We start from the raw sequence: 26,483 nt of genomic DNA on the forward strand, positions 1-26,483 counted from the left end.
GGATCGTGCGACACGCCAGAAGCGTGTATGCTAACAGTCGTCATACAACAATCAGAAAACATGAACCATACCGCCGCTGCCACCATGACCGCTCCCACCGTCCTCGTGCCGAAGAAGAAGCACCGCAACCTCGCCCAGGGCGTGGTCGAGGCCTTCACCGGCAGCATCCAGGCCGGCACGATCAAGCCGGGCGAGAAGCTGCCGACCGAGTCGGTCATCATGGAGATGCACGGCGTGAGCCGCACCGTGGTGCGCGAGGCCATCTCGCACCTGCAGGCGGCCGGGCTGGTGCAGACCCGCCACGGCATCGGCACCTTCGTGCTGGAGCCGCAGCCGGCCAACCTGCGCATCTCGGCCGACACCATCCGCACCATCGGCGACGTGCTGGCCATCCTGGAGCTGCGTATCAGCCTGGAAACCGAGGCGGCCTGGCTGGCGGCCACCCGCCGCACAGAGGAGCAGGTGCAGCAGATGGGCGCCGTGCTCAAGCGCATACAAAACGCGCAGGGCCGTCCCGGCTCGGTCGAGTCCGACGTGGCCTTCCACCTGCTGATCGCGCAAGCCACCGGCAACCGCTATTTCGTCGACATCCTCAGCGACTTGGGCAACACCATCATCCCGCGTGCCCGCGTCAATTCGGCGCAGCTGGCGCACGACGATCCGGCCGTGTATCTGGAGCGCCTGAACCGCGAGCACGACGACATCTACAACGCCATCCTGCGCAAGGATGCCGAGGCGGCCCGCGCCGCCATGCGCACCCACCTGAGCAACAGCCGCGAGCGCCTGCGCCGCGCGCAAGAGGGCATCGTCGCCGACCAGCCGGCATAAAAACCACGCCAGCGGGGCGATTCGGCGGATTTCGCTAAATCGCTTGCTCACAAGCGTTTATAGTTGTACGATGTCATACAACAGATGGCACAAAGCTGTCGAACCCCCGTCCTGAGCTGTCGATTATTGGAGACCTTATGCAACCGAATGACCTTAAAAAAATTCTTTCCTCCGGCCTGCTGTCGTTCCCGGTCACCGACTTCGACGCTGAAGGCAACTTCCGCAAGTCGACCTATATCGAGCGCCTGGAATGGCTGGCTCCCTACGGCGCCAGCGCGCTGTTCGCCGCCGGCGGCACCGGTGAGTTCTTCTCGCTGACGCCCAATGAATACACCGACATCATCAAGACCGCGGTCGACACCTGCGCCGGCCAAGTGCCTATCCTGGCCGGCGTCGGCGGCCCGACCCGCGTGGCCGCTGCCTACGCCAAGGAAGCCGAGCGCGTTGGTGCGCAAGGCCTGCTGCTGCTGCCGCACTACCTGACCGAGGCGAGCCAGGACGGCCTGATCGAACACGTGGCCCAGGTCTGCGCCGCCACCAACCTGGGCGTGGTGGTCTACAACCGCGCCAACTGCCGCCTGACCCCGGACTCGCTGGCCAAGCTGGCCGACCGCTGCCCGAACCTGATCGGCTTCAAGGACGGCGTCGGCGACATCGAGCTGATGGTCTCGATCTGGCGCAAGATGGGCGACCGTTTCAGCTACCTGGGCGGCCTGCCGACCGCCGAAGTTTACGCGGCCGCGTACAAGGCTTTGGGTACTCCGGTATACTCGTCGGCGGTATTCAACTTCATGCCGAAACTGGCGATGGACTTTTACCATGCCGTCGCGTCGGACAACCACGCCGAACAAAACCGCATGCTGGACGAGTTCTTCCTGCCATACCTGGAGATACGCAACCGCAAGGCTGGCTACGCAGTGAGTATCGTGAAGGCGGGTGCACGCCTGGTAGGCCATGATGCAGGCCCTGTGCGCGCACCGCTGACCGACCTGACCGCGGAAGAATGCGACATGCTGGATAAACTGATCCGCAAACAAGGCGCTCAGTAATCCCTGCGGCGGCGACAAATATAAAACAAGCGCGGCTCGGCCGCGCTTTTCACACTTTGAGGAGTCATTATGCAAGTTGCTGGTGAAATGGTTATCGGCCGCAGCGCGGTCATGGGCAAAGAAGGCACGATGAAGGCGGTCGATCCGTCGCGTAACGCGGAAATCGAACCGGCCTTCGGCCTGGCAAGCGCCGCCGACCTGCAGCGCGCCTGCGAACTGGCCGACCAGGCTTTTGACATCTACCGCGCCACCGGCCTGGAAGCGCGCGCCAAGTTCCTCGAAACGATCGCCGACCGCATCATGGACATCGGCCCTGCGCTGATCGAGCGCGCGATGCAGGAAAGCGGCCTGCCGCAAGCGCGCCTGGAAGGCGAGCGCGGACGCACCTGCAACCAATTGCGCCTGTTCGCGAAAGTGGTGCGCGATGGCCGCTTCCAATCGGCCACGCTGGACAGCGCGCTGCCGGAACGCACGCCGCCACGCAGCGATCTGCGCCTGCGCAAGATCGGCCTCGGCCCGGTCGCCGTGTTCGGCGCATCGAACTTCCCGCTGGCGTTCTCGGTGGCCGGCGGCGACACCGCGTCGGCACTGGCGGCCGGCTGCCCGGTCGTGGTCAAGGCCCACTCGGCCCACCTGGGTACCTCTGAACTGGTCGGCAAGGCCGTCGCCAAGGCCGCCGCGGAATGCGGCATGCCGGAAGGCGTGTTCTCGATGCTGATCGGCTCCGGCCAGACCATCGGCCAGAACCTGGTCAGCCATCCCGCCATCAAGGCCGTGGGCTTCACCGGCTCGCGTTCCGGCGGCATGGCGCTGATGCGCACCGCCGCCGCGCGCAAGGAACCTATCCCGGTCTACGCCGAAATGAGCTCCATCAATCCGGTCTTCCTGCTGCCGGGCGCATTGGACAACGCCAAGCTGCCGCAAGCCTTCGCCGATTCGCTGACGCTGGGCTCGGGCCAGTTCTGCACCAACCCAGGCCTGCTGATTGGCCTGAAGAGCGACAAGCTGCAAGCCTTCGTCGCCGCCACCGCCGGCACGCTGGGCGCGAAGAGCGCGACCACCATGCTGACCCCTGGCATCCACAAGGCCTATGTCACCGGCGTCAGCGGCCTGGCCGCGGTCGACGGCGTAAAGCAGGTGGCCGCAGGCCAGGGCACCGACGCGCCATGCGCGGCGCAAGCCTTCCTGTACCAGGTGGACGCGAAGTCCTTCCTGACCAACACCGCGCTGGAAGGCGAGATCTTCGGACCGACCTCGCTGTTGGTCGTCTGCGACGATGAAGCGCAGATGCTGGCCGTGGCCGAACACGTGGAAGGCCAGCTGACCGCCGCCGTCCACGCCACCGCCGACGACCGCGAACTGGCCGCGCGCCTGATGCCTGTGCTGGAACGCAAAGTGGGCCGCATCCTGTTCAACGGCTTCGGCACCGGCGTGGAAGTGTCGCACGCGATGGTGCACGGCGGTCCGTTCCCATCGACCTCGGACAGCCGCACGACGTCGGTCGGCGCCTCGGCCATCGACCGCTTCCTGCGCCCTGTGTGCTACCAGGATGTGCCTTCGTACCTGCTGCCTGAATCGCTGGCCGACGCCAACCCGCAAAACATCCCGCGCGTTGTCAACGGCGACCTGGCATGGAACGGGTAAGCGACATCCGCTGCACGGTGGGCGAAAGCCCAACGTGGAGCAGGGCGGAATCGGCCTGGTACTGGGTCGATATCCCCGCCCGGCGTGTCTGGCGCCTCGACGGCGCCAGCGGCGCGGTGCGTTTCTGGACCACCACCGAAATGGCCGCCTGCGTGGCGGCCAAGGCGGGCGGTGGGCTGATCGCCGGCATGGAGACGGGCATCTACAGTCTTGAACTGGGCGAGGCGGAAGCCGCCGCGCAGATCAAGCTGGCGACGCCCGCCGCCGGCCTGGGCGAAGGCATGCGCTTCAACGACGGCCGTTGCGACCGCCAGGGGCGCTTCTGGAGCGGCACCATGTTCATGGACATGTCGGCCGCGCGCGCGGTCGGCGAGCTGTATCGCTACGACGCCGCGCGCGGCATTTCGGCGCCGATGGTGTCGGAGCTGATCACGCAGAACGGCCTGGCGTTTTCGCCGGACGGCCGCACCATGTACCTGTCGGATTCGCATCCGGCGCGGCGCATGGTGTGGGCCTTCGATTACGACATTGACGACGGCGTGCCTTCCGGCCGCCGCGTGTTTGCCGACATGGCGGAGTACACGGGCCGTCCCGACGGCGCCGCCATCGACAGCGACGGCTGCTACTGGATTTGCGGGAACGATGGCGGCTACGTGCTGCGCTTCACGCCGGACGGGAAGCTGGATCGCCGCATCGACGTGCCGATGCTCAAGCCGGCCATGTGCGCGTTCGGCGGCAAGGATCTGGACACGCTGATGGTCACCTCCATCGTCTCCGGCAAGCCGGAGGATGCGGAGTGGGGCGGCGCGGTCGTGCTGCTGCGGCCTGGCGTGCAGGGCGTGGCGGAAACGCCGTTCGGATTGTAATGAAGGGGCAGGCGCTGAACAGGCTACTGCCCTTGTTGTTTGCGGCCTTGCTTGCGGCGTGCGGCGCGCCGGCCGTGCGGCCAGCGCCGCAGCCGTGGATGCCCGACCTGGGCGACGGCCGGTATCAAAACCCGGTGCTGCACGCCGACTATTCCGATCCCGACGCGATACGCGTCGGCGACATGTACTACCTGACTTCCTCCAGCTTCAACAACGCGCCGGGTTTGCCGCTGCTGCAATCGCCGGACATGGTCAACTGGACGCTGGTCGGCCACGCCTTGCCGCAGCAGGTGCCGTTGACTGTCTTCGCATCGCCGCAGCATGGCAAGGGCGTGTGGGCGCCATGCCTGCGCTACCACGACGGCAAGTTCTGGATCTTCTATCCCGATCCCGATTTCGGCGTCTACGTGATGACGGCGACGGCGTTCGCCGGCCCGTGGACCGCGCCCCGCCTTCTTTTGGCGGGCAAAGGCATCATCGATCCCGCACCGCTGTGGGACGACGACGGCCAGGCCTATCTGCTGCACGCGTGGGCCAAGAGCCGCGCCGGCATCGCCAATCAACTGACCTTGCGCCGCATGGCGCCGGACGCCAGCCGCATGCTGGACGACGCGGGCAAGACCGTCATCGACGGCAACCGGCTACCCAACTACACCACGCTGGAAGGGCCCAAGCTGTACAAGCATGACGGTTACTACTATGTGTTCGCGCCGGCGGGCGGTGTGGAATTCGGCTGGCAGTCGGTGTTCCGCTCGCGCCGCATCGACGGCCCGTATGAGGACCGGATCGTGATGGCGCAAGGACGCACACCGGTCAACGGCCCGCATCAGGGCGCGTGGGTGCGCACGCAGGCGGGGGACGACTGGTTCATCCACTTCCAGGACAAGCGTGCCTATGGCCGCGTGGTGCATCTGCAGCCGATGCACTGGCGCGATGGCTGGCCGGTGATCGGCGAGGATGTCGATGGCAGCGGCACAGGCCAGCCGGTGTCGCGGTATCGCAAGCCGGTGGCTGGCCATGCCGCCGCAGCGCCGGCGACCAACGATGAATTCGACGGCGCGTCGCTGGGCCTTCAATGGCAGTGGAACGCGAACTGGAAGCCGGAGTGGTATTCGCTGTCCACGCGCGCTGGATATCTGCGCTTGTACGGCCAGCAGGAGCAGGGCGGGCGCAATCTGTGGGATGCGCCGTCGCTGCTTCTGCAAAAGCTGCCGGCCGAATCATTCACCGTCACGACGCGGATCGATGTGAGTGCGTTGGGCGAAGGCGGTAAGGCGGGCCTGATCATGTACGGCGCCGACTACGCCTGGCTGGGCGCGCGCCGCGAAGGTGGGAAGGCCAGGCTGGCGCTGGTCAGCTGCTACAAAGCCGACACCGCGTGCGTCGAGCGCGAGGAGGCCGGCGTCGAGCTGGCGGGGCCGCAGATATGGCTGCGCATGCAGGTGCGCCCAGGCGGCGCAACGACCTTCTCATTCAGCCGCGATGAGCGGAACTACGTCGTCATGGGCCAACCTTTCACCGCCCGGATGGGCCGCTGGGTAGGCGCGCAAATGGGCCTGTTCGCCACGGGTGGCGGCCACGTCGACATCGATTATTTCCACGTCACACCCTAGTCCGTCCGTTTGGTTTTTCTCAAACAAAGCGACCGAAAAAGGCGCAGTATAATTTTCACTACGTGTGCTGCGACGGAGGTGCATCATGAGAAGCATGACTGTGGAAATGTCCCCTGAAGTCGACGATGTTCTCAATATGATCTCTTGTGCCAGAGGGATCAGCAAAGGCGAAGCAATGCTGCGTGCTTTTGCTTTGCTAAAACTTGCTTATGATGAGAAGCAGAAAGGCGATGGTTCATCGTTAGGTTTGGTTCGCCGTCTACCCGACAACACGCTGCAAGCGGTAGGCGTTGTGACGGGAATATGATGTCCTCGCCGGAACAACATGATGTCGATATCCCTGGGAGTGTATTTCATGATCGTCCCAGTGTCGAAGTATCCGCTGGCGACCGATTAAAATTCGCCAAGCAGATATTGCTGGGACTCGCGATCATCTCTTCGGGCATCATTGCCGGCTATGCCTGCTTCCCGAGTAACAGTGCGTTGGCACAGCTCTCGGAGCTGGTTAAGATCGGTGCCCTGCCAATCGTTACGTTGGTAATCTCCTTTTATTTTCCCAACGGCTCCAAGAAGTAACAGTGGCACCTCATCTGTAGCCGCCGCCGTTTTCCACATACAAGAAGGCCACCTGCCTGGCCGCCGAATCGTAGTAATAGATCGTCTCGCCGACATAGTCCGGCTTGCCGGGCGCGCGCACCGTATGCACATCGCGCAGCACGTTGCCCTCGTATTGCCACTGGAAGCAATGCTCGTCGCTTTGCTTCCCCTCCGGGAAATCACCCTTCCAGCAATGCCCCGCCAGGAAGCCCATCGGCTTGAGCGCTTCAACAGGCGCCGCCTGCGCGGCGGCGGGCCACAACAGCAGCAGGAGCAGTGAACGCATGGCGTATCCCCGGACGTGGATGTCCCGCCAGTATAGACGAATCCCACTCACGCCACGGGCGAGCTCAATCCGTTATGTGGATTTCGTGATACGCGCCTTCAGCGTAGTAGATGATCTCGCAACTGGCCTCGCCGAAGCACAAGCCGATCGACTCGTTGGCGATGGCGAGTGGCGCGCAGTTTCCGCCGCCATGGCACACCGGCTGGTAACTGCCCGGCTTAACCAGCGACAGGTGCGGCGGATTGGCCTTGATGTCCTTGAAGGTCTTGACGATGCTGGCGGCACCGTCGCCGGCGGCACCCGGCAGCACAGCCAGCCCGTAGGCGCCGGCCTGGCCGTTCTGCACGACGACCGCAGTGTCGGTATGACCTGGCTGCTGGAATGTGCCTGACACCGTCAACCCCGCGTCTGCCGTGAGCGGCGTCCACCCTTGCGGCAGTTGTTTGACGTCGGCGTCGTTGCCGTAGCTGGCAGATGAAAAAGCCAGCAGCATGCCGGCCGCCAGGAAGCAGCGCCAGGTGGAGAAACCGCCGCCGCGTACCAGCGGCCGCACGTTGACTTCGGATTGCCCTGTTTGCGACATGACCGTACCCTCCAGTTGAAGTGCGACGGCGTCGCACCTATCCCGGATAGTTTAATTTTTTGATATCGAAATGGTCAATCAATAATTAATTACCAACTCGTAATGGCACCGTTGAACATCAGGCGGACAGCGTGGTGTTATGGACCTTGCCCCCGATGGTGACATTGTCCAGTTTCAGGCCCTGCACGTTGTAGAGGTACCAGGGCTGTTCCATATTGGCGGGCGTGCCGAAGTCGCAGTCGGAGATGGTGACGCCGGTGACGGGAACGACGGCGGGCATCGGTTGCGGGCCGTTGTAGTCCGAGGCCACCGGGCCGAGTATCACGATCGCCTGGTAGCACGAAACTACCTTGCCATCCTTGGCCTTCACATCGCCGACCTTCACGTTCGAGATATGGACGTTGCTGACCACCGGCGGCCGTGTGCGGACGTTGTCGCTGATTGGCGTGTAGTCGCAGTCGAAGGTGACGATGGCGCCGGCCGCCGTGGCGACGGTCTTCGATTGTATCGGCGATCCTGGCAGCGATGCGTAGAACGAAGGGCTGGTCTGCACGCCGTTCGGTATCGAGATGTCGCGCACGTAGAAATTGCGCAGGTAGCCGCCGCGATTGAGGTTGGTCTTCAAACGGATCGCCGTGTTGAGCGGATTGGTGGCCCAGTTGATGTTCTGGAAAACCAGCTTTTGCGCGTACACGTTCTGGATGCCGCCCGCCATCTCGCTGCCCAGGGTGACGGCGCCATGGCCGCTCTGCATGGTGCAGTTCTGGATCACGATGTTCTGCGAAGGCCCATACTGCGTATCGAGATCCTTGCCGGCCTTGATGGCGATGCAGTCGTCGCCGGTGTCGAAGGTGCAGCCGTCGATCAGCACGTGGTCGCAGGCCTCGGGGTCGAAGCCATCGCTGTTGGGGCCCAGGCTTTCGCAATGCACCTTGCGGATGACGATATTGCGGCAGTGGACAGGGTGGTGCTGCCAGAACGGCGTGTGCGTGACGTGGTAACCCTGGAGCAGCACGTTGGTGCAGCCGATCAGCTGTATCATCGGCGGCCGCAGATAGTGGCCCAGGCCGAACACGCGGCGGGACAGCGGCACGCCCGCTTCCGACAGCGCCGGCAGGTATTGCGCGTCCGCGCGCCAGCGCGCGCCTTCGCCTTGTATCAGCAGGCGCTCCGCTTCGGTGAGCTGCGGCGCGATGGTGGACAGCGACTCGGCGTTCATCGGGTTCTCGGTGTTCTCCGACATTTTCCCTTTTGTGAAATTGGGTGTCGAGCCTTGCGCCACCGCGTTCAGCGTTTTGAGTTTGCCTTTCCAGGTCCACCAGCAGTCGCCCTGCTCGTTGAATGGCACGCCGCCCTGGCCGTTCAGGGTGCTGGTCCAGTCGTCGCCGGTCAGGGCGATGTTGTCCTGGCCGTAGGCGTAGATCATCGACGAGAAGTTCAGGCAGTCGTTGCTCTGCCAGCGCGAGATCGACAGCTTGCCCTGCTTGCCGCAATCGATGTCGCCATACTTGGCGTAGTCCGCAGGGTTGTTGCTGAAGTAGATGTGGGCGCCCGCGCTCAGGTGCAGGTTGACGTTCGAGCGCAGCACGATGGGCCCTGCACAGTACCAGTTCCCGGCGGGGACCAGCACACGGCCACCGCCCGCGTTATGGCAGGCGGCGATGGCGGCCTTGAAGGCGGCGTAGCAGTCGCGCGATCCGGCGGCCGGGGTGTCGACGGTGTCCTGCTCTTCGAACGAGATCCAGGCTTTGACCTTGGCGAGCTTGCAGGTACGCGCGCCGTAGGCGGTGACGATGAAGTCCTGCTTGCGGAAGATGAGCGGCTTGGAGACGCGGTCGATGATGGCCTGTGCCTGCAGCCAGGGATCGGGTGCGGTGGCGGCGCGCGCCGGCATGCCGAGCGACAGGCCGGCGGCGGCTGGCAGGGCTTTTATCAAGTTGCGGCGTTGGGTGTTGATCGTCATGCGGTGATTCCTATTCGTCCGAGTTGTTGAACTCACCGAGGAAGATCTCCGCCGGCGATGGCTTTGCGGTGTAGCCGAGATCCGTGACGGGATCGATGCCGGCCTTGACCAGGTTGTTCCAATGATCGTCGGAGTTGTATTGGACCGGGCGGTAGGCCAGCGTCCCTTTCTTGTTCCAGTCCGACCATGGCGATGTGTGGTTGATGTGCGGACCAATGCGCGAATTCATGACCACCATTTTGCCGACGGCTTCCAGTGAGTTCCTGGCGATGGTGCCTTTGGGCGCCTGGTAGCCGTTGCTTGGGCCGAAGGTGCAGGCGTAGCCATCGACGGGGACTTTGTCGTAGGGCGTGCAGCGCGAGTTGTGGAACCACTGGCGCAGCAGGTAGAACGCGCCGTTGTGTGCATTGGGCGAACCGTCGCTCGTGAAGCGGCAGTTGTCGAAGACGAATCCGTAGCGGGTTTTGACGTGCGTGTCCGGCGCGGCGGCGTAGGACAGGCCACGGTCGCCCAGCGACCGGATTTCGGTCTGGTGGAAGTAGGCGGTGCTGTCGCCGAAGATGAAATCGACGTCGCCTTCGATGTAGGAGTTGTTGAAGAAGCTGCGCGAGGTGGCCGCCACCTGCGGCGACTTCAGGTACAGCGTGTCCTGGAAGCCGATCAGGCGGACGTTTTCGAACTGTGCCTTGTCGGCGCCGTCAACCTGCAGCGCCAGCGCCTGGTGGTGGATGTTGTTGATGTTGGGGAGCGCTTCGGCGCGGGCGTTGCCGGTGTCCTTGTTATAGCCGTTTTCGAAGGTCAGGTTGCGGGCCTGGAAGCCGTTGTCCTGAACCCAGACGGTGGCGGTGCCGAAGGTGCCGATCTGCGCGCGGTCCTTGATGGATGCATACATGGCCTGCACCGCCGGCGCGGCCTTGGCGAATTGCGCGTCGTACTGCCGGGCGTAGTCGGCGCCGGTGTTGGAGGCGTCCAGTTTGGCGGTGATCTTGGTGGCGCTTGCGTCCTTGCCTTCGCCGTACATGGTGATCGGCGCGGCGGAGGCGGGGATGTAGACCAGCTCCTGATAAGTCCCCGGCTTGAGCAGCATGTAAAGCCGCTTGGCGGGATGCTCCTTGCTGTCGGCGACCGCGCGGCTGACGGCTTCCTGCACGGTGTGGAACAGTTTGACGCCGTCGGCTTTGGCGGCCTTGTCGACGATGTAGTCGGGAGTGAAGGCCGCGCCTTTTGCCAGCGGGTCCGCCAGCGGATCCCACGGGTCGATGGTTTCCTTGCCGGCGGCGCCGGCGTACTTCAGCACCTCGCTGTACGCATACTGCCTGGATTGTTCGATGGTGAGTTGCGGCCGCGTGGTGGCCGGTGCGGCAGCAGGGAAGGCGCTAAATCGCTCGGTGCAAGCGATGGTGGAAGCGGCGGCGATGTCGCCCCTGAGCTCCAAGAATTCAAGCCGCCGGTCGGCCTTGCCGGCGATACCGACATCGTGCAGTGTGGCCTGCAGGGGGGGCTGCGCGTCGTAGCCTTGCATGATGACGCGGCCCGGCGTCACGCTATGCACGCCGTCGAAGGCGATGTTGGTGTAGACCGGAATCTGCGCGCCCTCGGCGTTTGGATTGTAGCGAGTGCTGATGTCGATCGGCGTCTTGACGTCGCGCAGGCAGACGTTCCGGTAGCGGACCTGGTCCACCACGCCGCCGCGCGAGACGTCGCTCTTGATGCGCAGGCCGGACGTGGTGCCCTCCATGCTCAAGTCTTCCACCAGCACGCGGCGCACGCCGCCATTGGTCTCGCTGCCGATGGACATGCCATGGCCGCTGTAGAAATGGTTGTGCAGGATGGAGATGTTCTCGGTCGGCCCATTGCCACCTGCCTTGATGGCGACGTTGTCGTCGCCGGTGCGGATATGGCTGTAGGCGATGGTGATGTTGCGCGACGAGATGGGATCGATGCCGTCGGTATTGCGCGCGGTGGCCGGCGTATCGATGCGCATGCCCCACGCGGTGAAGCCGTCCACGTTGTTCAGCGTGACGTGGAAGTTGGGCGAATTGCGCAAGGTGATCTTATGCAGCGTGAAGTCCTCCGAGCTGGTGACTTCGATCAGGCGCGGCACGTTCTGGCGGGCGTCTTCCTTCTGCGCGCGGCGGGCCAGCTGCCACCACGATTCCCGGAGGCCGTCGACCACATGGCCCCCCTGGCCGTCAATGGCGCCATCGCCGAAGATGCCGCTGCCCTTGGTCTTGTCGGCGGTGATGAAGGGCTTGCAGCCCTTACCCAGCTTATCCACCGTGCCGCAAGTGGCGGCGCCCCGGTCGAACAGTTTGGCGTTGGTGCTGGCATACAGCGTGGTCGCCGCATCGATCAGCAGGCCGACGCCGTTGCGCAGCACGAGCGGGCCGGCGACGAAACCGTGCTTCTCGTTTTGCGAGGACAAGCGCACCGCCTGCCCTGCCGCGCACTTGTCGATGGCGCTCTGGATGCGGGCGGTATCGTCCTTGCCGGCGGCATCGTCGGCGGCCGTCAGGACGGCGCAAGCCATGGGCGCGATGGGCTCCACGACCTTGCGCGTGTCCTGCGCGTGCACGGTGCTAATGCCCGACGCGGCCAACAGGAAGGCGATGCCCGCCGGCGACAACTGCCTCGTCATTGCTCGCTCTCCGGCTTGAACTGGCCCGCCGTCTCCGGCAAGGCGCGCTTCATCTCTTCCATCACCATCCGCGAGAAGTAGGCCGCGCCCTTGGCGCCAACGTGTGTGCGGTCAAACGCGGATTTCGCCGCGCCGGCCACTTCCACCTTGCCGGCCGCCAGCGCGGCGTCGGTGATTTTCTCGGGACGCGGCGCAACGGCGAGCGTATCCGCCTCGTCCTCGCCCATCGCCTGCACGGCGGCGTAGCTGTCGGCGTTCAGGTCGAGCAGCGCGACGTGCTGTGCGGCGGCGATGGCGCGCACCGCGTCGGCCCACGGCAGCAGGTTGTTTTCGAGGACCTTGTTGGTGAAGCTGCGGCGCGTCAGTGGCGTGACCAGTACCGGAATGCCGCCCAGCGCCTTGACCTCCTGCACGTAGCGCGTCATGTTGACGGGGAATTCGGTTTTCAGGTCGGTCGAGCGGCCAGGCTTGCCCGGCTGGTCGTTGTGGCCGAACTGGATCAGCACATAGGTGGCGCGATAAGCCGCAGCGCCGCGCAGCAGGCCTTCCACCTCATCCCAGCGGCCCTCGGCGCGGAAGCTGCTGGAACTGCGGCCGCCCTTGGCCAGATTGAGGCAGGTGTTGGCGCGGTTGATGCGCGCGCAGAAGGCGTCGCCGTAGCCGCTGCTGTTGGCCATCGTCGAATCGCCGACCAGGATCACGCGGACAGGCTTGGCCGGCGCTTCGGCGGCTTGGCTGGCGCCGGCCAGCATCAGGGCGGCGGCGAAGGGGAGGCTGTGGAATTTCATGTTCGGTATCCGGGACAAAAAAAAGGCGCCGGCCGCATCGCAGTCCGGCGCCTGGACTCAGGCGGAGAAGCTTTGATTGACGGCCTTGCCGCCGATCTTGACGTTCTTCAGTTTCAGTCCCTTGACGTTGTACAGGTACATCGGCTTCTCGGCGTTGACCGGCGTACCGAGGTCGCAGTCGCTGATTTCGATGTCGGACACCGGCAGCACCTTCGGCTTGCCCGGACCGTTGTAGTCCGATGCCACAGGCCCGAGGATCACGATGGCCTGGTAGCAGGAGTAGCTGCCCGCCTTGGTCTCGACGTTGGCACAGGTGACGTTCGAGATCCGCACATGGCTGACGCTCGGCGGACGGATACGCACATTGTCGTTGATCGGATCGTAGCCGCAGTCGATGGTGATGATGCCGCCCGCCGACGTGGCTACCGACTTGGTCGGGATCAGCGAACCTGGCAGCGTCGAATAAAACGCCGGCGTGGTGCGGATGCCGTTCGGGATATGCACGTTCCGCACATGCATATTGCGCAGGTAGCCGCCACGGCTCATATTGGTCTTGAGGCGGATCGCGATGTTAAGCGGATCGGTTTTCCAGTTGCTGTTCTCGAACACCAGGTTCTGCGCGTAGATGTTCTCGATCCCGCCGGACATGATGCTGCCCAGCGTCAGTGCACCATGCCCGCTCTGCATTTTGCAGTTCTGGATCACGATGTCCTTGGCGGGGCCGAACTGGATGTCCGGTCCCTTGCCAGAGTCGATGGCGATGCAGTCGTCGCCGGTGTTGAAGTGGCAGTCCTCGATCAGCACCTTGGTGCACGACTCGGGATCGAAGCCGTCGCTGTTCGGCCCCATGCTGTTGGCGTAGACCTTCTTCACGTGCATATTGTGGCAGTTGACCGGGTTGTGCTGCCAGAACGGCGTGTTGGTGGTCTGGTAGCCTTCGAACAGCACATTGGTGCAGCTGATGAACTGCACCATGTGCGGCCGCAGGTAGTGACCGATGCCGAAGATGCGCTTCTCCACTGGCACGCGGGCTTCCGCCAGCGAGCGCAGATAGTAGGAGTCGGTGCGCCACTTGTCGTTCGGACCCTGGATGAACGCAGCCTCCGCCTCGCTCAGGTGCGGCGCGATTTCGCGCAGCGAGACCGGGTTGGCCGGATTGACGTGCACTTCGGTCTTGCCCTTGGTGTGCTTGACGTAGTTGCCGGTGCCGGCGGCGATGTCGCCGGCCCAATTCGGTTTCTCGCGGCCCTTCCACGACCACCAGCAATCCGGGTCGCCGTCGAAGGCCACGCCGGCCTGGCCGTCCAGGATGCTGGTCCAGTCCTCGCCGGTCAGGGCGATGTTGTCCTGGCCGTGCGCGTACACCATCGACGAGTAGTTCAGCAGGTCGTTGCCTTCCCAGCGCGTGATCGACAGCTTGCCGTTCTTGCCGCAATCGTAGGCGCCGTACTTCGCGTAGTCGGCCGGGTTGTTGCTGAAGTAGACGTGGGCGCCCGCCTTCAAGTGCACGTTCACGTTCGACAGCAGCACGATCGGGCCGGCGCACAGCCAGTTACCGGCCGGGATCACCACGCGGCCGCCGCCGGCCTTGTGGCAGGCCTCGATGGCCTTGGCGATCGCCGGGTAGCAGTCGGGCGAACCGGCCACCGGGGTTTGCAGCGTGGCCGATTCGGTGAACGAGGTCCATGCCGTCACCGGCTTCACTTCGCAGGTGGCGGCGCCAAAGGCCGTCACCACGAAGTCTTCGTCGCGGAACTTCAACGGCTGCTTGAAGCGGTCGATGATGGCTTGCGCCTCCTTCCATGGATCGGCCGCCTTGGCGCCCGCCGCCAGCGCGGCCGGGCCGGCGGCGCCGGTCAGGCCGGCCGCCGACAAGGCCTGCAGGAAGCGCCGGCGGCCGAGGCCACCGCCTTGCTGTTCGTCTTTATGCATCTGTGCTCTCATCAGAAGGTGTAGGTAGCGCGGACGTTGTAGGCGCGGCCGATCGGGCTGGCGGCGCTGCTCAGGTAACCGAAGTTATACAGGCTGCTGTTGGTCACCGGCGGGTTCACGTTGAACAGGTTGGTGATGCCGGCCGTGACCTGGATGTTCTTGAAGCCGTTGTAGGTCGTGGTCCAGTTCCATACCTTGTACGAATTGATGTTGCGCCAGTACTGCTGCGCCACCAGGTTCTGGTCGGTGTACTTGGAGTTGTAGTTCTGGGTCAGCTGGGTATTCCAGTTGCCGGCGGCCCAGTTCAGCTTCAGCGTGTGCTTCCAGCGGTAGGTGATGATAGGCAGGCTGCTGGTGGTGCCGTTGCTGGCCAGGCCGAACTGGCCGATGTTCGATACGTACGGCGTGCCTTTATCGAGCTGGTTGTCGAACTGGGTCAGGTAGGTGCCGTCGATCGCCACCTTGAAGTCGCCGTACGAGGTATGCGGGAAGGCATACGATGCCGATACGTCGACGCCGGCCGCTTTCTGGCCGCCCAGGTTCATCGTGGTGTTCTTGATGTAGTTGATGGTGCGGTCGGCGTTACGCACGAAGTACGATGCGTACTTGACCGGATCGAGGAAGTAGACCTGCTCCGGCAAGTTCGCCAGCATGTCGGTCATCTTGATGTTCCAGTAGTCGATCGATACCATCGACGACTTGTTCGGCTCGAACACGGTGCCCAGCGTGAATCCCTTGGACTTTTCCGGCACCAGCTCTGGATTGGAGCCGGTCTGCTTGGGCAGGTTGGCGTTGCAGACGGTGGAGGAGACCAGGCCTGGCAGCGCGGTGCCGGTGCCGGCCACGCCTGGCTTGCCGCCCGGGCAGAGGACCGGGTCGTCCCATTTGGCCGAGGTCAGGCCGGTGGCGCCGGCCAAGCGGTAGCCGTAGCGGTCGAACAGCGTCGGCGCGCGGAAGCCGGTGTTGGCCGAGCCGCGGAACATCAGCTGCTTGGTCGGCTCGTAGCGGAAGCTGATCTTCGGATTGATGGTGTTACCGAAGTCGCTGAAATGGTCGTCGCGCACGGCGGCGTTCAGTTCCAGCGTCTTGGTGATCGGTACATTCAGCTCGGCGAACAGCGCGGCAACGTTGCGCGCGCCTTCGCCGTGCGATGGCGAGGCGCTGGCGTAAGTGACGTCGGCGCTGATCGGCAGCTTGGTGTCTTCGGTCGTGTCGCGATGGAAGTCCGCGCCCAGCGCCAGCGCCATCGAGCCGCCCGGCAGTTCCATCAGCGTGTGGCTGGCGGTCAGGTCGATGCCGGTGAAGGTCGATTTGGAGGTGCGGTTCTTGGCGCCGTCGACCCGGAGGGTGTCGAGGTAAGCCTGGCCGGCGGCGTCCTGCAGGCCGAAGGGATTGAGTACGCCGCTTTTCAGGCCGTCCAGCAGGCCCTGGCCGCGTACGTAGCCGGATTTATAGTAGTTGTCGCGCTGCGAAATGCCGATCACCAGGCCGGCCTTGTAGTCCCAGCCTGCCAGCGTGCCTTCATCCATGACGGACAGGCGCTGGTTCAGCTGCACGTCCTTGGTGGTGGCCAGGCCCAAGTCGGCTACCGCCCAGGTGAGGGTCAGCGGCGCGTTGTTCAGGCCAGCGACGGCGGGCACGCCGCCGCTCTTACCTGGATACCATTTGCTGGTCGAAGGCAGCGTGGCGCTGACGCCGTTGACGGCCAGCGCGTTGGTCGGGTTCTTGGTGCCGAGGATGAATTCCTCGCCGCGCGAGTAATCGACGCTGATGACATGGTCTTCACTCAGCTTCTTGGCGGCGCGGGCGTAGAACGTGACCTGCTGGTTGGCGTACAGCGCGGTGCCGTACTCGTTGGCATCCTGGATGCAGGTGTTCTTCTGGCCGACGATCGAGTAAGGCGCCAGACAGCCGCTCGCGGCGTACGGGTTCTGCGCGTTCTTGTTGGTGGCGGTGGTGAAGTTGGCCGGCGTGGCGTTGCCGCCGCTGCCCAGCGTCGGCGCGCGGCCGATGGAGGTCAGCAGGTCGGCGGAGCTCAGGTCGGCGCGGTCGCGCGCGGCCAGGCGGGTGCGTTGGTGGGCGTCGATGGTGCCGTAGATGCTCCAGCCGTCGCGTTCCAGATTGCCCTTGCCCCAGGTGATGCTGGCGCGCTGTTCGTCGCCGCCGCCGTTCTTCTCCGGCTGGACTTCCTGGCCGGTCAGCGACAGGCCTTCGAACGAAGTCTTGGTGATGAAGTTGACCACGCCGCCGATGGCGTCGGAGCCATAGATCGAGGAGGCGCCATCGCGCAGGATCTCGACCCGCGACAGGGCGCTCATTGGAATCACGTCCAGGTTGGCGTAGCCGTCGGCGATCGCCTCGTTGGCCATGCGGCGGCCGTTGAGCAGCACCAGGGTGCGGTTCACGCCCAGGCCGCGCAGGTTGATGTTGGTGCCGGAACCGGCGTTGGATGGCGCCAGCGATGCGGACTGCGGCAGCGACATCATGACGTCGGCCAGCGTGGTGATGCCCTGCTTGATGAAGTCCTCGGCCTTGACGGTGCTGACCGGCAGCGATGCCTCGGTGGCCAGGCGCTTGATGCTGGAGCCGGTCACTTCGACGCGGGTCATCGCCGGTTCTCCGCTCTGTTGTGCGGACGCCTGGTTGGCCAGCGTCAGCACGGCGATGGTGATGGCCGACAGCAGCAGGCGGGGTTGGGCGTAACGGTTTTGGACCGAGTGATCGGACGTGTTCATGCTAGTCTCCTTCGTCTTTTTGAATAAAGTTATGCGCCGTGCTGGAAAAGCACTGGACGTGAGTGGAGCACCTCGCGTGCTCCGTGCCGCTGGGACGAGGGCCGCTTTGGCAAGCATGGGCCGAGGTCGAGACGGTCGATAACTTATTGCTTTATTCGCGGACCGGCATCGAGGCCGGTCCTGCGCTACTACGGTGCTGCTACTTCTTTGTCATCCGCGCGAGAAGGTGCGGGTCACGCGTTCGAGGTGGGCGCGCATGGCCTTGCGCGCCGCCGCCGGATCGTGGGCGGCGATCGCCTCCAGGATGCGGCGGTGGTCCTTCAGCGTTTCCTGACGCAGTTCCTCGGTCTGGAAGTGTTCTTTTAATTTGTGCCACAGGCGGCCACGCTGGTCCCACAGGTAGTTCAGCGATCCGACCAGCGCGCTGTTGCCGGTGGCGCGCGCGATGGCCAGGTGGAAGTTGCGGTCGGCCTGCTCGTTGCTCGAATAGTGGTGGTGGTTCTGTTCCATCTCGACGACGGCCTTGAGGATGGCGTCGATGGCGCCGTCGGTGGCGACGCGGGCGGCGATGGCGGCGATTTCGGATTCGATCAGGCGGCGCGCGGACAGCACCTCGAACGGACCGGGGCCCGCCTCCGGCAGGTCGGCCGCCGATGGTTCCGGCACTTCGCTGACGTAGACGCCGGAGCCGCCGCGCACCTCGATCACCCCGCCCAGTTCCAGCGCGATCAGCGCTTCGCGCAGCGAGGCGCGGCTGACGCTCAACTTGGTGGCCAGGTCGCGCTCGGACGGCAGCCGCTCGCCGCCCGCGATGTGCTCATCGCGGATCAGCTGCTGGATGCGGTCCGCCACCACGCGGTACAGGCGCGGTTCGTGGGCATTGCTGTCGGCAGGGACGGAAGTCTTTTTCAGCATCTGTGTCTCGTCTTCGTAGTGTGGCTTTGATATTGCCATCTGGTCAGGCCATTCTAAGGTGGTCAGACCAAATATGCAATGTGGACTAGCCAAATTAATTTTTAGCTGTCATACTAAAATCGTCATGCAGCCGCGGGAAGAGGGAGTTTACAGGGGTGTAGCCCCGCAAACAAGCCGTTCCCGCCTGTGGCAACCAGGCCACAAACCCCGCCTGGCCGGCCAGCCTGAAACTGGCCTGACCACTTTGCAGCACACCAGACACCGCGAAAAAACAACGTTCGCCGGGACGCAGCGCCCGGAAAAGGAAGACAAATGACGACACCGACCAGCGCGGGTACGCCACGCTACATCCTCATGCACGACAACGATAACGTCGCCATTGTCGTCAACGACGGCGGCCTGCCGGCGGGCGCGGTATTCGCCAACGGCCTGGCGCTGCTGGAGGCCGTGCCGCAGGGGCACAAGGTGGCGCTGTCCGCCATCGCCAAGGGGGAGCCGGTGCGGCGCTATAACGTCACCATCGGTTACGCCGCGTGCGATATCGCCGCCGGCAGCTGGGTCGCCGAGCCGCAGGTGGAGATGCCGCCGGCGCGCGAGCTGGTGAACCTGCCGATATCGACCAACCTGCCGCCGCCGGCCGAGCCGCTGGAAGGCTACACGTTCGAGGGGTTCCGCAATCCGGACGGCAGCGTCGGCACGCGCAACATCCTGGCCATCACCACCACCGTGCAGTGCGTGGCGGGGGTGGTGGAGTTCGCGGTCAAGCGCATCAAGGACGAGCTGCTGCCGAAGTACCCCAACGTCGACGACGTGGTGGGGCTGGAGCACACCTACGGCTGCGGCGTGGCGATCGACGCGCCGGGCGCGATGGTGCCTATCCGTACGCTGCGCAATATCAGCCTCAATCCGAACTTCGGCGGGCAGGCCATGGTGGTGAGCCTCGGTTGCGAGAAGCTGCAGCCGGCGCGCTTGTTCCCCAAAGGCTCGATTCCGATCCAGAACGGCGGTGGCGCCGAGCCGGCGCTGGTCTGCCTGCAGGATGCGGGCCATGTCGGCTTCATGTCGATGATCGAGTCGATTATGAAGCAGGCCGAGATCAACCTGGCGGCATTGGACAAGCGTCGTCGCGAAACCGTGCCCGCTTCCGAGCTGGTGGTCGGCGTGCAGTGCGGCGGCAGCGACGCCTTCTCCGGCGTGACCGCCAATCCGGCGGTGGGTTATGCCACCGACCTGCTGGTGCGCGCCGGCGCCACGGTGATGTTCTCCGAGGTGACCGAGGTGCGCGACGGAATCGATCAACTGACCTCGCGCGCGGCCACGCCCGAAGTGGCGCAGGCGATGATACGCGAGATGGAGTGGTACGACAGTTACCTCAAGCGCGGCGGCGTGGACCGCAGCGCCAACACCACGCCGGGCAACAAGAAGGGCGGGCTGTCGAACATCGTCGAGAAGGCGATGGGCTCCATCGTCAAATCCGGCAGCAGCCCGATCTCCGGCGTGCTGTCGCCGGGCGAGAAGCTGACGCAGAAGGGCCTGATCTACGCCGCCACGCCGGCCAGCGATTTCATTTGCGGCACGCTGCAGGTGGCGGCGGGCATGAACCTGCACGTCTTCACCACCGGCCGTGGCACGCCGTATGGCCTGGCCGAAGTGCCGGTCATTAAAGTCGCCACGCGCAACGAGCTGGCCGCGCGCTGGCACGACCTGATGGACATCAACGCCGGCCGCATCGCCAGCGGCGAGGCGAGCATCGCCGATGTCGGCTGGGAGATGTTCCAGCTGCTGCTCGATGTCGCCAGCGGACGCCGTACGTGGGCGGAGAAATGGAAGCTGCATAACGCACTGGTGCTGTTCAACCCGGCCCCGGTGACCTGATAACTAAAACAGAGACTGAGACATGACCAAGCCATTCAAACGATTGCTGCTGACCGGCGCCGCCGGCGGCCTGGGTAAAATCCTGCGCGACCGCATCAAGCCCTGGGCGGATGTGGTGCGCCTGTCCGACATCGGCGACATGGGCGCGGCGCGCGAGGGCGAGGAGATCGTCCAGTGCGACCTGGCCGACAAGGCCGCCGTGTTCAAGCTGCTGGAGGGCGTGGACGCGGTGCTGCACTTCGGCGGCATCTCGACCGAGAACACGTTCGAGAACATCATGGCGGCCAACATCGCCGGTACCTACAACCTGTACGAGGCGGCGCACAAGCACGGCGTCAAGCGCGTGGTGTTCGCCAGCTCCAACCACACCATCGGCTACTACAAGACCACCGACTACATCGACGCCGACAGCCCGATGCGGCCGGACAGCCTGTATGGCGTGAGCAAGTGCTTCGGCGAGTCGCTGTCGCGCTACTACTATGACCGCACCGGCATCGAGACGGTCTGCCTGCGCATTGGTTCCTCGTTCCCGGAGCCGGTCAATCCGCGCATGATGGTGACGTGGTTCAGCTACGATGACCTGGTGGAGTCGCTGCGCTGCTCGCTGTTCACGCCGCGCGTGGGGCATACGATATTGTTCGGCGCGTCGGCCAATCCGGGCAGCTGGTGGGACAACAGCAAGGCCTCGCACCTGGGCTTCAAGCCCAGGGACAGTTCGACGCGTTTCGCCGCCAGCTTCCCCGACACCGGCGTCTATCCGCCGAAGGATGATGTGGCGACGATCTACCAGGGCGGCGGCTTCCTGATGTCCGGCCCGCAGTATAAAGACTAGTTCGCGGCAGTGCCGCGGACTAGAAAGCCGCAGTGGTACCGTGGCCGGAGAAGCGGCTGCGGTACTGGCCGGGGCTCACGCCCAACTGGCGCTGGAACACGCGCCGCAGGTTCTGTTCCTCCACATAGCCGGTGTTGGCCGCGATGGCCTTCAGCGGCAAGGCGGTTTTCTCCAACGCGCGGCACGCGGCCTCCAGCCGCATCGCTTCCACCATCTTGGCGGGCGTGCGTCCTTGCTGGCTGGCGTAGCTGCGCGCGAAGGTGCGCGGCGTCATGCCGGCCTGCTCGGCCAGGCGATCCACCGACAGGTTCTCGTGCAGGTTGGCCGCGACCCAGGCATGCAGATCGTCGAAGCGTCCGCCGTCGCTCGTCTGCGCCGCCAGCGGCACGCTGAATTGCGATTGGCCGCCTGTGCGCTTGATGAACATCACCAGCTGGCGCGCCGTCTCGATGGCGACATGATGACCGTAGTCTTCCTCGATCAGTGCCAGCGTCAGGTCGATGCCGGCGCTGACGCCGGCGGAGGTCCACACCGAACCGTCCTTGATGAAGATCTTGTCGGCATCGATGTCCATGCCGGGATGCAGGTCCCGCAGCCGGTCCATCCATTCCCAATGCGTGGCGACACGCTTGCCCTCCAGCTGCCCGGCGGCGGCCAGCAGGAAGGCGCCGGTGCAGACGGAACACAGACGGCGCACCAGCGGCGCCTGGTGCGCGATCCAGCTCACCAGCGCCGGCGGCGCGTAATACACCTGTCCCTTGCAGCCGCCCGGCGCGATCAGCGTGTCGATGGCCAGGCCGTCCAGCGTGGCGATGGCGACGGTCATCACCGGCAGGCCGGCGCTGGTGGTGATCATGCCGCCGTCGGCCGAGGCAACGATGGTTTCGTACAGCGCCGGACCCCGGCCGCTATGCCGCTTGCTGGCGGTGGCGAGTGCCTGCAACGGGCCGCACAGGTCCAGCAGGTTCATGTCGTCGTAGGCGAGCAGCACGACGCGCAGGGTTTTCTTCGATGGCATGGCGGTACGTGGATGGCGGGCTTCAGTGGTAGGAAGGATACTCGAATTCCAGCGCCACCAGCATGGCGGTGCGGTGGCCGTAGCGCTGCTCCAGTCCTTCCAGCGCGCGGTCGAGCGCCTGGCCGGGCAAGCCCGCAGTGGAGGTGTCGGGCAGCAGGGCCGGCGCCTCGGCCGCGCCCTGGACGCGGTCCGGCACGATGGTCAGGCCGGAGCGCGATTGCAGCGGAGCCGAGCTGGCGGCGACGGAGTAGACCTTGCTGCGCTTGGAACGCGACCATGCGTCGGCGGTGAAGGCCAGCGTGATTTCATCCACGCCCGGCGCCACGGCGACGCCGATCTCGTCGCGCGAGTGGAACCATTGATTGGTGTAGCCGGTGATGTAGGCGGTGAGGTTGGTGCCCAGGCGTGGACGGAAGATATCGCTGTTGTGGGTCGTGCTCCAGTCGCTCACGCCAAGCTGCTGCGCCACTTCGGCGGCGCGCTGCGTGCCGGCGATGGCTTCGATCAGGGCCAGCGCGGTTGGCATGGCGGCGCTGACGCCGGCGCTTGAGATGACTTTGCCGTCGGCGACGTAGCGGATGTTGCTGACCCATTGCGTGTCCGGATAATGCTCCTTGCGATAGGATTCGGTGGCCCAGTGCGCGGTGGCGCGGCGGCCTTTGAACAGGCCGGCGTTGGCGACAACTAGCGCGCCGTCGCAGATGCTGACGATGGTGGCGCCTTTGGCGCCCTGCGCGGCGATCCATGCCACCAGCGCCGCGTCGTCCGGCTTGACGACAGCCGGCACGATCACGTAGTCGGCGCCCTGCGGGAAGCGCTGGTCGAATTCGCCGGTGGTGGCATCCGGCTGGAGCTTCAGCGCCGGGCGCATGGAAATCGGGCCGGCTTGCGTGGCGACGCTCAGCAGCTGCGCCGCGCCGGAGCGGGTCAGCACGCCGTAGGGGATGGCGAAGTCGGTCAGTTCGGTGCCGCTGTTTTCGCCGGCGACGGCGATCACCGGTTTGGCGCGGCCGAAGCGGTCCTGGTAGGCGGGCAGTTCGCCGGCGGCGGCCCATTGGCCGATCAGCAGGAGGAGGTAAATCAGTGTGCGCATCTGGACGATCCTGTCTGTGTGGTTCGACAAGGATTATCCGATGTGCGCGCCGTGGCGGAATGACATAAAACGGTCAATTCCTGCCACGGAGGGTTCGGTGCCTACATCCAGAACTGCCAGGACAGGACCACGGCGTTATACACCGCGTGTACCAGCATCGGGCCTAGCAGGGTTTTGCTGCGCTCATACGTCCACGCGGCGCACAGGCCGAGCACGAAGACCGGCAGCATCGAGGTCGGCGGATGAACCACGGCGAAGATGGCGGCGCTCATCGCCATGGCGGGCATGGCGGACATCGAGCGGCGCAAGCCGCCGTAGATCAGTCCCCGGAAGATGAACTCTTCGCACAGCGGCGCGGCCAGCACGGCCAACGCCAGCAGCCATCCGCGCGAGACCGTCGATGCCGACGCCGACGACTGTTTGGCGATCTCCGCCCACAGCGCCGAATGCTGCAGGCCGGCCAGGTAGGCCAGCCCCACAGCGCATGCGACGAAGGCGGCCACCGCGCCATAGCCCAATGTCAGTTTCATGTCGCCGCCGCGCAGGACGGCCGGCACGCCGGCGGTCTTGCTGCGCCAGTAGACGAAGCGTATCAACACGTAGACCAGCAGGCCGGATGCTGCGAAGCCTATCGTCACCGCTGGCTGTGCTGGCATCTCCATGGCGTTCATCATGAACAGCGCGATCAAGCCCTGCATGATGAAGAACGCGGTGGCGGCGATCAGGCCGTCGGAGGTGGAGACGCGCGGCGGCGGCGCGGCGGCGGGGTCCAGCAGGTAGGGCAGGGCGTCGCGCGCCTTTTGCCACAGCGCCAGCGCCAGCGATGCGACCAGCACCATCACCACCAGTTTTTGCGACCACACATCGCTGTAGATCGACCAGGTGTAGAAGCTGGCCAGCAGCATGTACAGGTAGACGTAGGTTGGGCGCACGCGCGTGCGCACGTCGACCGCTTGCGGGTCGCAGGCGAATACGCCCAGCGAGACGGCGATCAGCGAGTAGATCGGCAAGCCGGCGAAGACGATCAGTAGCAGCGCCAGCATGCTCCATTCGAAGTGCCTGGTGTACCAGGCGCTGATGCCGACGATGATCAGCGGGTAGATCATCGTCAGCACGCCCCACAGCTGCGCCTTTTCCTTCAATATGCTCTCGATCGAGCGCGGCACGGTGTACAGCAGCCAGAGTACGTGGCCTTCGTTGTTCAGGGTCTGGAAGGCGGACAGCATCAGCATGTAGACGCCGATGCCGAAGGCGATGGCGGCGGCGACGGTGTGGTGCTCGCCCAGCTCCGCGAAGCTATTCAGCTTGCCGTTGAAGACCAGCTGGCTGACCACGATAATCACCGGGAGCAGCAAGGTCTGGAACAGGAAGTTGCGGTCGCGGCTCAGCAGCCGCAGCTCGCGGCGCTTGATCGGCGTGAACGCGCGGGAGAGCCGCCCGGCGCTGTTGGATGCCGCCTGCGGCTTGCGCCGCACGCTTTCCCGCGCGCCGGAGTTGACCACGCCATTGCGCAGCTGGTACTGCATCAGCGCCACGCCGGCCCACAGCAGCACGGCGGTTTGCGCCAGCAGCAGCGCGATGGCGAGGCCTGCCTGCGCCAGGCCGGATGCCTGCATCGCCTGCAGCACCAGCCCCGGTGGCGTCCAGCCGGCCCACGCCGGGAAGGCGCGCGCCCACTCCAGCACGAAGCCGCTGGCGCCGGGCATGCCGAGCGCCATGACGAAATACATCAGGGGCATGCTGAACAAGCCGGTGATGGCCTGCAGGTTGCGCAGCTGCGACGCGGGCAGCCACATACGCAGGCCGGTGTCGGCCAGCGTATGCAGCAGCGCCGCCAGCGGCAGCAGCACCAGCAAGGCCGCCAGCGCCGCCAGCGGGGCGAACCAGCCCAGGCCCGAGTACCACCCGATGATGGCGAGCGGCGGCATCAGCGCGAACACGCCGCTGATGTTGGACGCGCTGCGTTCCAGCAGGCGTCCCCACAACAGCGTGGGGCGTTCGACCGGCATGGTCACCAGCCACTCCAGGTCCCAGTCGGGCTGCCCCAGCTCCTTGCTGCCCAGCGGGAGCAGGACGGCGAGCGCGAACAGCAGCGTGAGGGCCATCGTCAGGCCGCGCGTCAGCTCCGGCTGGAACGGCGCCTTGTGCAGCTGGGCGGCGGCCCGTTCCAGGTCCTGGTGGCGGTCGCCGTCATGGTCGACCACCTGGCAGCCGCTGTCGGCCACCAGGTGGCAGTCCATGTTCAGCACCACGTTGCGCGACAGGCTGAGAAAGGAGAACGACATGAACAGCGCCATGACCACGGTCAGCACCCACATGCCGCTCTTCTTTCCGGCGATGCCGTCGCGCGGCTTCTTCTTGCGGAATTTGCGGAACAGGTTATTGGCCACCATGTTGCGCTGGCGGGTCAGGCGCATTTTTGTCATCAGCCAGATGGCGCGCGCCGGCGTCACTGCCTGGGCTGCCGGCTGCGTCATTCCGCGCGCTCCGCCGCGGCTTCGTCGGTGATCTTCAGGAACACGTCCTCCAGCGAGCCGCTGGCCGAGGCCTCGGCGCGGATCTCGTCGAGCGTGCCGGTGGCCACCAGCTGGCCGTGGTGGATGATGCCGACGCGGTCGCACAGCTTCTCGGCCATGTCCAGCAAGTGGGTGGAGACGAAGATGGTGACGCCGCGCGCGGCGGCCGCCAGCAGGCGTTCCTGAACGTCGCGCGAGGCGCGCGGATCGAGGCCGTTGATTGGTTCATCGAGGATCAGCACCGCCGGCTCGTGGATCAGCGCGCAGGCCAGCCCGAGGCGCTTCTTCATGCCCAGCGAGTAGTTGACGGCGTAGTCCTCGCCCGCTTCCTCCAGCCCGAATTCGCCCAGCAGGCGCGCGCTGCGCTGCACCGCTTCGGCGTGCGGGTAGCCGTGCATCTCGCCGACGAATTGCAGGATCTCGCGGCCGCGCAGGTAGTCGTAGAAGATCGGGGTGTCGGGCAGGTAGCCCACGCGGCGTTTGACTTCGGCCGGCTCGCTGTGGCAATCGAGGCCGTCGATCAGCACCTGGCCGGCGCTCGGCACCAGGATGCCCATCATCATGCGGATGGTGGTGGTCTTGCCGGCGCCATTGGGGCCGAGGAAGCCGAATACTTCGCCGCGCTTGACGGTCAGGTTCAGGGGTTTGACGGCATTGAAGCCGCCGTAGACCTTGGATAGTCCCTTGAATTCGATCATGTTTGCCTCGACAA

Annotated in this window: 21 protein-coding genes; 9 read left to right on the plus strand and 12 right to left on the minus strand. The window is 65.0% G+C overall.

The genetic code is table 11. The annotated features are described in order from the left end of the window. The first annotated feature begins 60 nt into the window (after positions 1-60). From GTP90_RS05585 to GTP90_RS05615, 7 genes are all read left to right on the plus strand, one after another. Complete coding sequence (locus tag GTP90_RS05585; RefSeq protein WP_161082564.1) at positions 61-828, plus strand: FadR/GntR family transcriptional regulator; 768 nt, start codon at positions 61-63, stop codon at positions 826-828. 137 nt (positions 829-965) lie between these two features. Beyond that, positions 966-1,877: a 5-dehydro-4-deoxyglucarate dehydratase gene (kdgD, locus tag GTP90_RS05590; protein ID WP_161082565.1), complete on the plus strand. Its 912-nt coding sequence runs from the start codon at positions 966-968 to the stop codon at positions 1,875-1,877. A gap of 69 nt (positions 1,878-1,946) precedes the next feature. Continuing rightward, entirely contained in the window at positions 1,947-3,521 is a 1,575-nt protein-coding gene (locus GTP90_RS05595; RefSeq protein ID WP_161082566.1) for an aldehyde dehydrogenase (NADP(+)), read from the plus strand. Then, positions 3,509-4,387 carry an SMP-30/gluconolactonase/LRE family protein gene (locus GTP90_RS05600; RefSeq protein WP_161082567.1) on the plus strand — a complete coding sequence of 293 codons (879 nt, stop codon included), beginning with the start codon at positions 3,509-3,511 and terminating at the stop codon, positions 4,385-4,387. The genes GTP90_RS05595 and GTP90_RS05600 overlap by 13 nt, the downstream gene beginning before the upstream one ends. Beyond that, positions 4,387-6,000: a glycoside hydrolase family 43 protein gene (locus GTP90_RS05605; protein ID WP_161082568.1), complete on the plus strand. Its 1,614-nt coding sequence runs from the start codon at positions 4,387-4,389 to the stop codon at positions 5,998-6,000. Before GTP90_RS05600 ends, GTP90_RS05605 begins: the two co-directional genes overlap by 1 nt. 85 nt (positions 6,001-6,085) lie before the next feature. After that, positions 6,086-6,307, plus strand: a complete 222-nt coding sequence (locus GTP90_RS05610) for a hypothetical protein (RefSeq protein WP_161082569.1) — start codon at positions 6,086-6,088, stop codon at positions 6,305-6,307. Further along, complete coding sequence (locus GTP90_RS05615; RefSeq protein ID WP_161082570.1) at positions 6,304-6,576, plus strand: hypothetical protein; 273 nt, start codon at positions 6,304-6,306, stop codon at positions 6,574-6,576. The genes GTP90_RS05610 and GTP90_RS05615 overlap by 4 nt, the downstream gene beginning before the upstream one ends. A 10-nt stretch (positions 6,577-6,586) precedes the next feature. Here the strand turns inward: GTP90_RS05615 and GTP90_RS05620 are convergent, their stop codons facing one another. The 8 genes from GTP90_RS05620 to GTP90_RS05655 all read right to left on the minus strand — a co-directional run bounded on the left by GTP90_RS05620 (position 6,587) and on the right by GTP90_RS05655 (position 18,476). Next, positions 6,587-6,883 (minus strand): hypothetical protein, encoded by a 297-nt coding sequence (locus GTP90_RS05620; protein ID WP_254451742.1) that lies wholly within the window; start codon positions 6,881-6,883, stop codon positions 6,587-6,589. A gap of 64 nt (positions 6,884-6,947) precedes the next feature. After that, positions 6,948-7,466: a hypothetical protein gene (locus GTP90_RS05625; protein ID WP_161082571.1), complete on the minus strand. Its 519-nt coding sequence runs from the start codon at positions 7,464-7,466 to the stop codon at positions 6,948-6,950. Between the two features lie 118 nt (positions 7,467-7,584). Next, positions 7,585-9,429, minus strand: coding sequence for a glycoside hydrolase family 28 protein (locus GTP90_RS05630; RefSeq protein ID WP_161082572.1), 1,845 nt, complete (start codon positions 9,427-9,429; stop codon positions 7,585-7,587). Between the two features lie 10 nt (positions 9,430-9,439). Continuing rightward, positions 9,440-12,067, minus strand: coding sequence for a pectinesterase family protein (locus tag GTP90_RS05635; protein ID WP_161082573.1), 2,628 nt, complete (start codon positions 12,065-12,067; stop codon positions 9,440-9,442). Further along, entirely contained in the window at positions 12,064-12,855 is a 792-nt protein-coding gene (locus tag GTP90_RS05640; protein ID WP_161082574.1) for a rhamnogalacturonan acetylesterase, read from the minus strand. Before GTP90_RS05640 ends, GTP90_RS05635 begins: the two co-directional genes overlap by 4 nt. 57 nt (positions 12,856-12,912) lie before the next feature. Continuing rightward, a complete protein-coding gene (locus tag GTP90_RS05645; protein WP_161082575.1) occupies positions 12,913-14,787 on the minus strand; it encodes a glycoside hydrolase family 28 protein in 1,875 nt (624 codons plus the stop codon). Positions 14,788-14,798: 11 nt separating this feature from the next. Further along, the gene (locus tag GTP90_RS05650) at positions 14,799-17,522 is read right to left on the minus strand and encodes a TonB-dependent receptor plug domain-containing protein (RefSeq protein WP_161082576.1); all 2,724 of its coding nucleotides are present in this window, start codon (positions 17,520-17,522) and stop codon (positions 14,799-14,801) included. Positions 17,523-17,732: 210 nt separating this feature from the next. Beyond that, positions 17,733-18,476, minus strand: coding sequence for a FadR/GntR family transcriptional regulator (locus GTP90_RS05655; RefSeq protein WP_161082577.1), 744 nt, complete (start codon positions 18,474-18,476; stop codon positions 17,733-17,735). Positions 18,477-18,749: 273 nt separating this feature from the next. Here GTP90_RS05655 and garD point away from each other — a divergent pair, with 273 nt between their 5' ends. Both garD and GTP90_RS05665 read left to right on the plus strand, forming a co-directional pair. Then, the gene (gene garD / locus GTP90_RS05660; protein WP_161082578.1) at positions 18,750-20,312 is read left to right on the plus strand and encodes a galactarate dehydratase; all 1,563 of its coding nucleotides are present in this window, start codon (positions 18,750-18,752) and stop codon (positions 20,310-20,312) included. A 22-nt stretch (positions 20,313-20,334) separates the two neighbouring features. Next, complete coding sequence (locus GTP90_RS05665) at positions 20,335-21,144, plus strand: NAD-dependent epimerase/dehydratase family protein (RefSeq protein ID WP_161082579.1); 810 nt, start codon at positions 20,335-20,337, stop codon at positions 21,142-21,144. Between the two features lie 19 nt (positions 21,145-21,163). On the opposite strand, the gene GTP90_RS05670 is transcribed toward GTP90_RS05665, so the two are convergent. From GTP90_RS05670 to GTP90_RS05685, 4 genes are all read right to left on the minus strand, one after another. Continuing rightward, complete coding sequence (locus GTP90_RS05670) at positions 21,164-22,162, minus strand: GlxA family transcriptional regulator (RefSeq protein ID WP_161082580.1); 999 nt, start codon at positions 22,160-22,162, stop codon at positions 21,164-21,166. Positions 22,163-22,184: 22 nt separating this feature from the next. Further along, positions 22,185-23,255: a DJ-1/PfpI family protein gene (locus GTP90_RS05675; protein ID WP_161082581.1), complete on the minus strand. Its 1,071-nt coding sequence runs from the start codon at positions 23,253-23,255 to the stop codon at positions 22,185-22,187. A gap of 101 nt (positions 23,256-23,356) precedes the next feature. After that, entirely contained in the window at positions 23,357-25,732 is a 2,376-nt protein-coding gene (locus GTP90_RS05680) for a CPBP family intramembrane glutamic endopeptidase (protein WP_161082582.1), read from the minus strand. Continuing rightward, positions 25,729-26,469, minus strand: a complete 741-nt coding sequence (locus GTP90_RS05685; protein ID WP_161082583.1) for an ABC transporter ATP-binding protein — start codon at positions 26,467-26,469, stop codon at positions 25,729-25,731. Before GTP90_RS05685 ends, GTP90_RS05680 begins: the two co-directional genes overlap by 4 nt. Positions 26,470-26,483 lie beyond the last annotated feature (14 nt).

Origin of the sequence: Duganella vulcania (assembly GCF_009857655.1) — a bacterium.
Classification (GTDB): Bacteria; Pseudomonadota; Gammaproteobacteria; order Burkholderiales; family Burkholderiaceae_D; genus Rugamonas; species Rugamonas vulcania.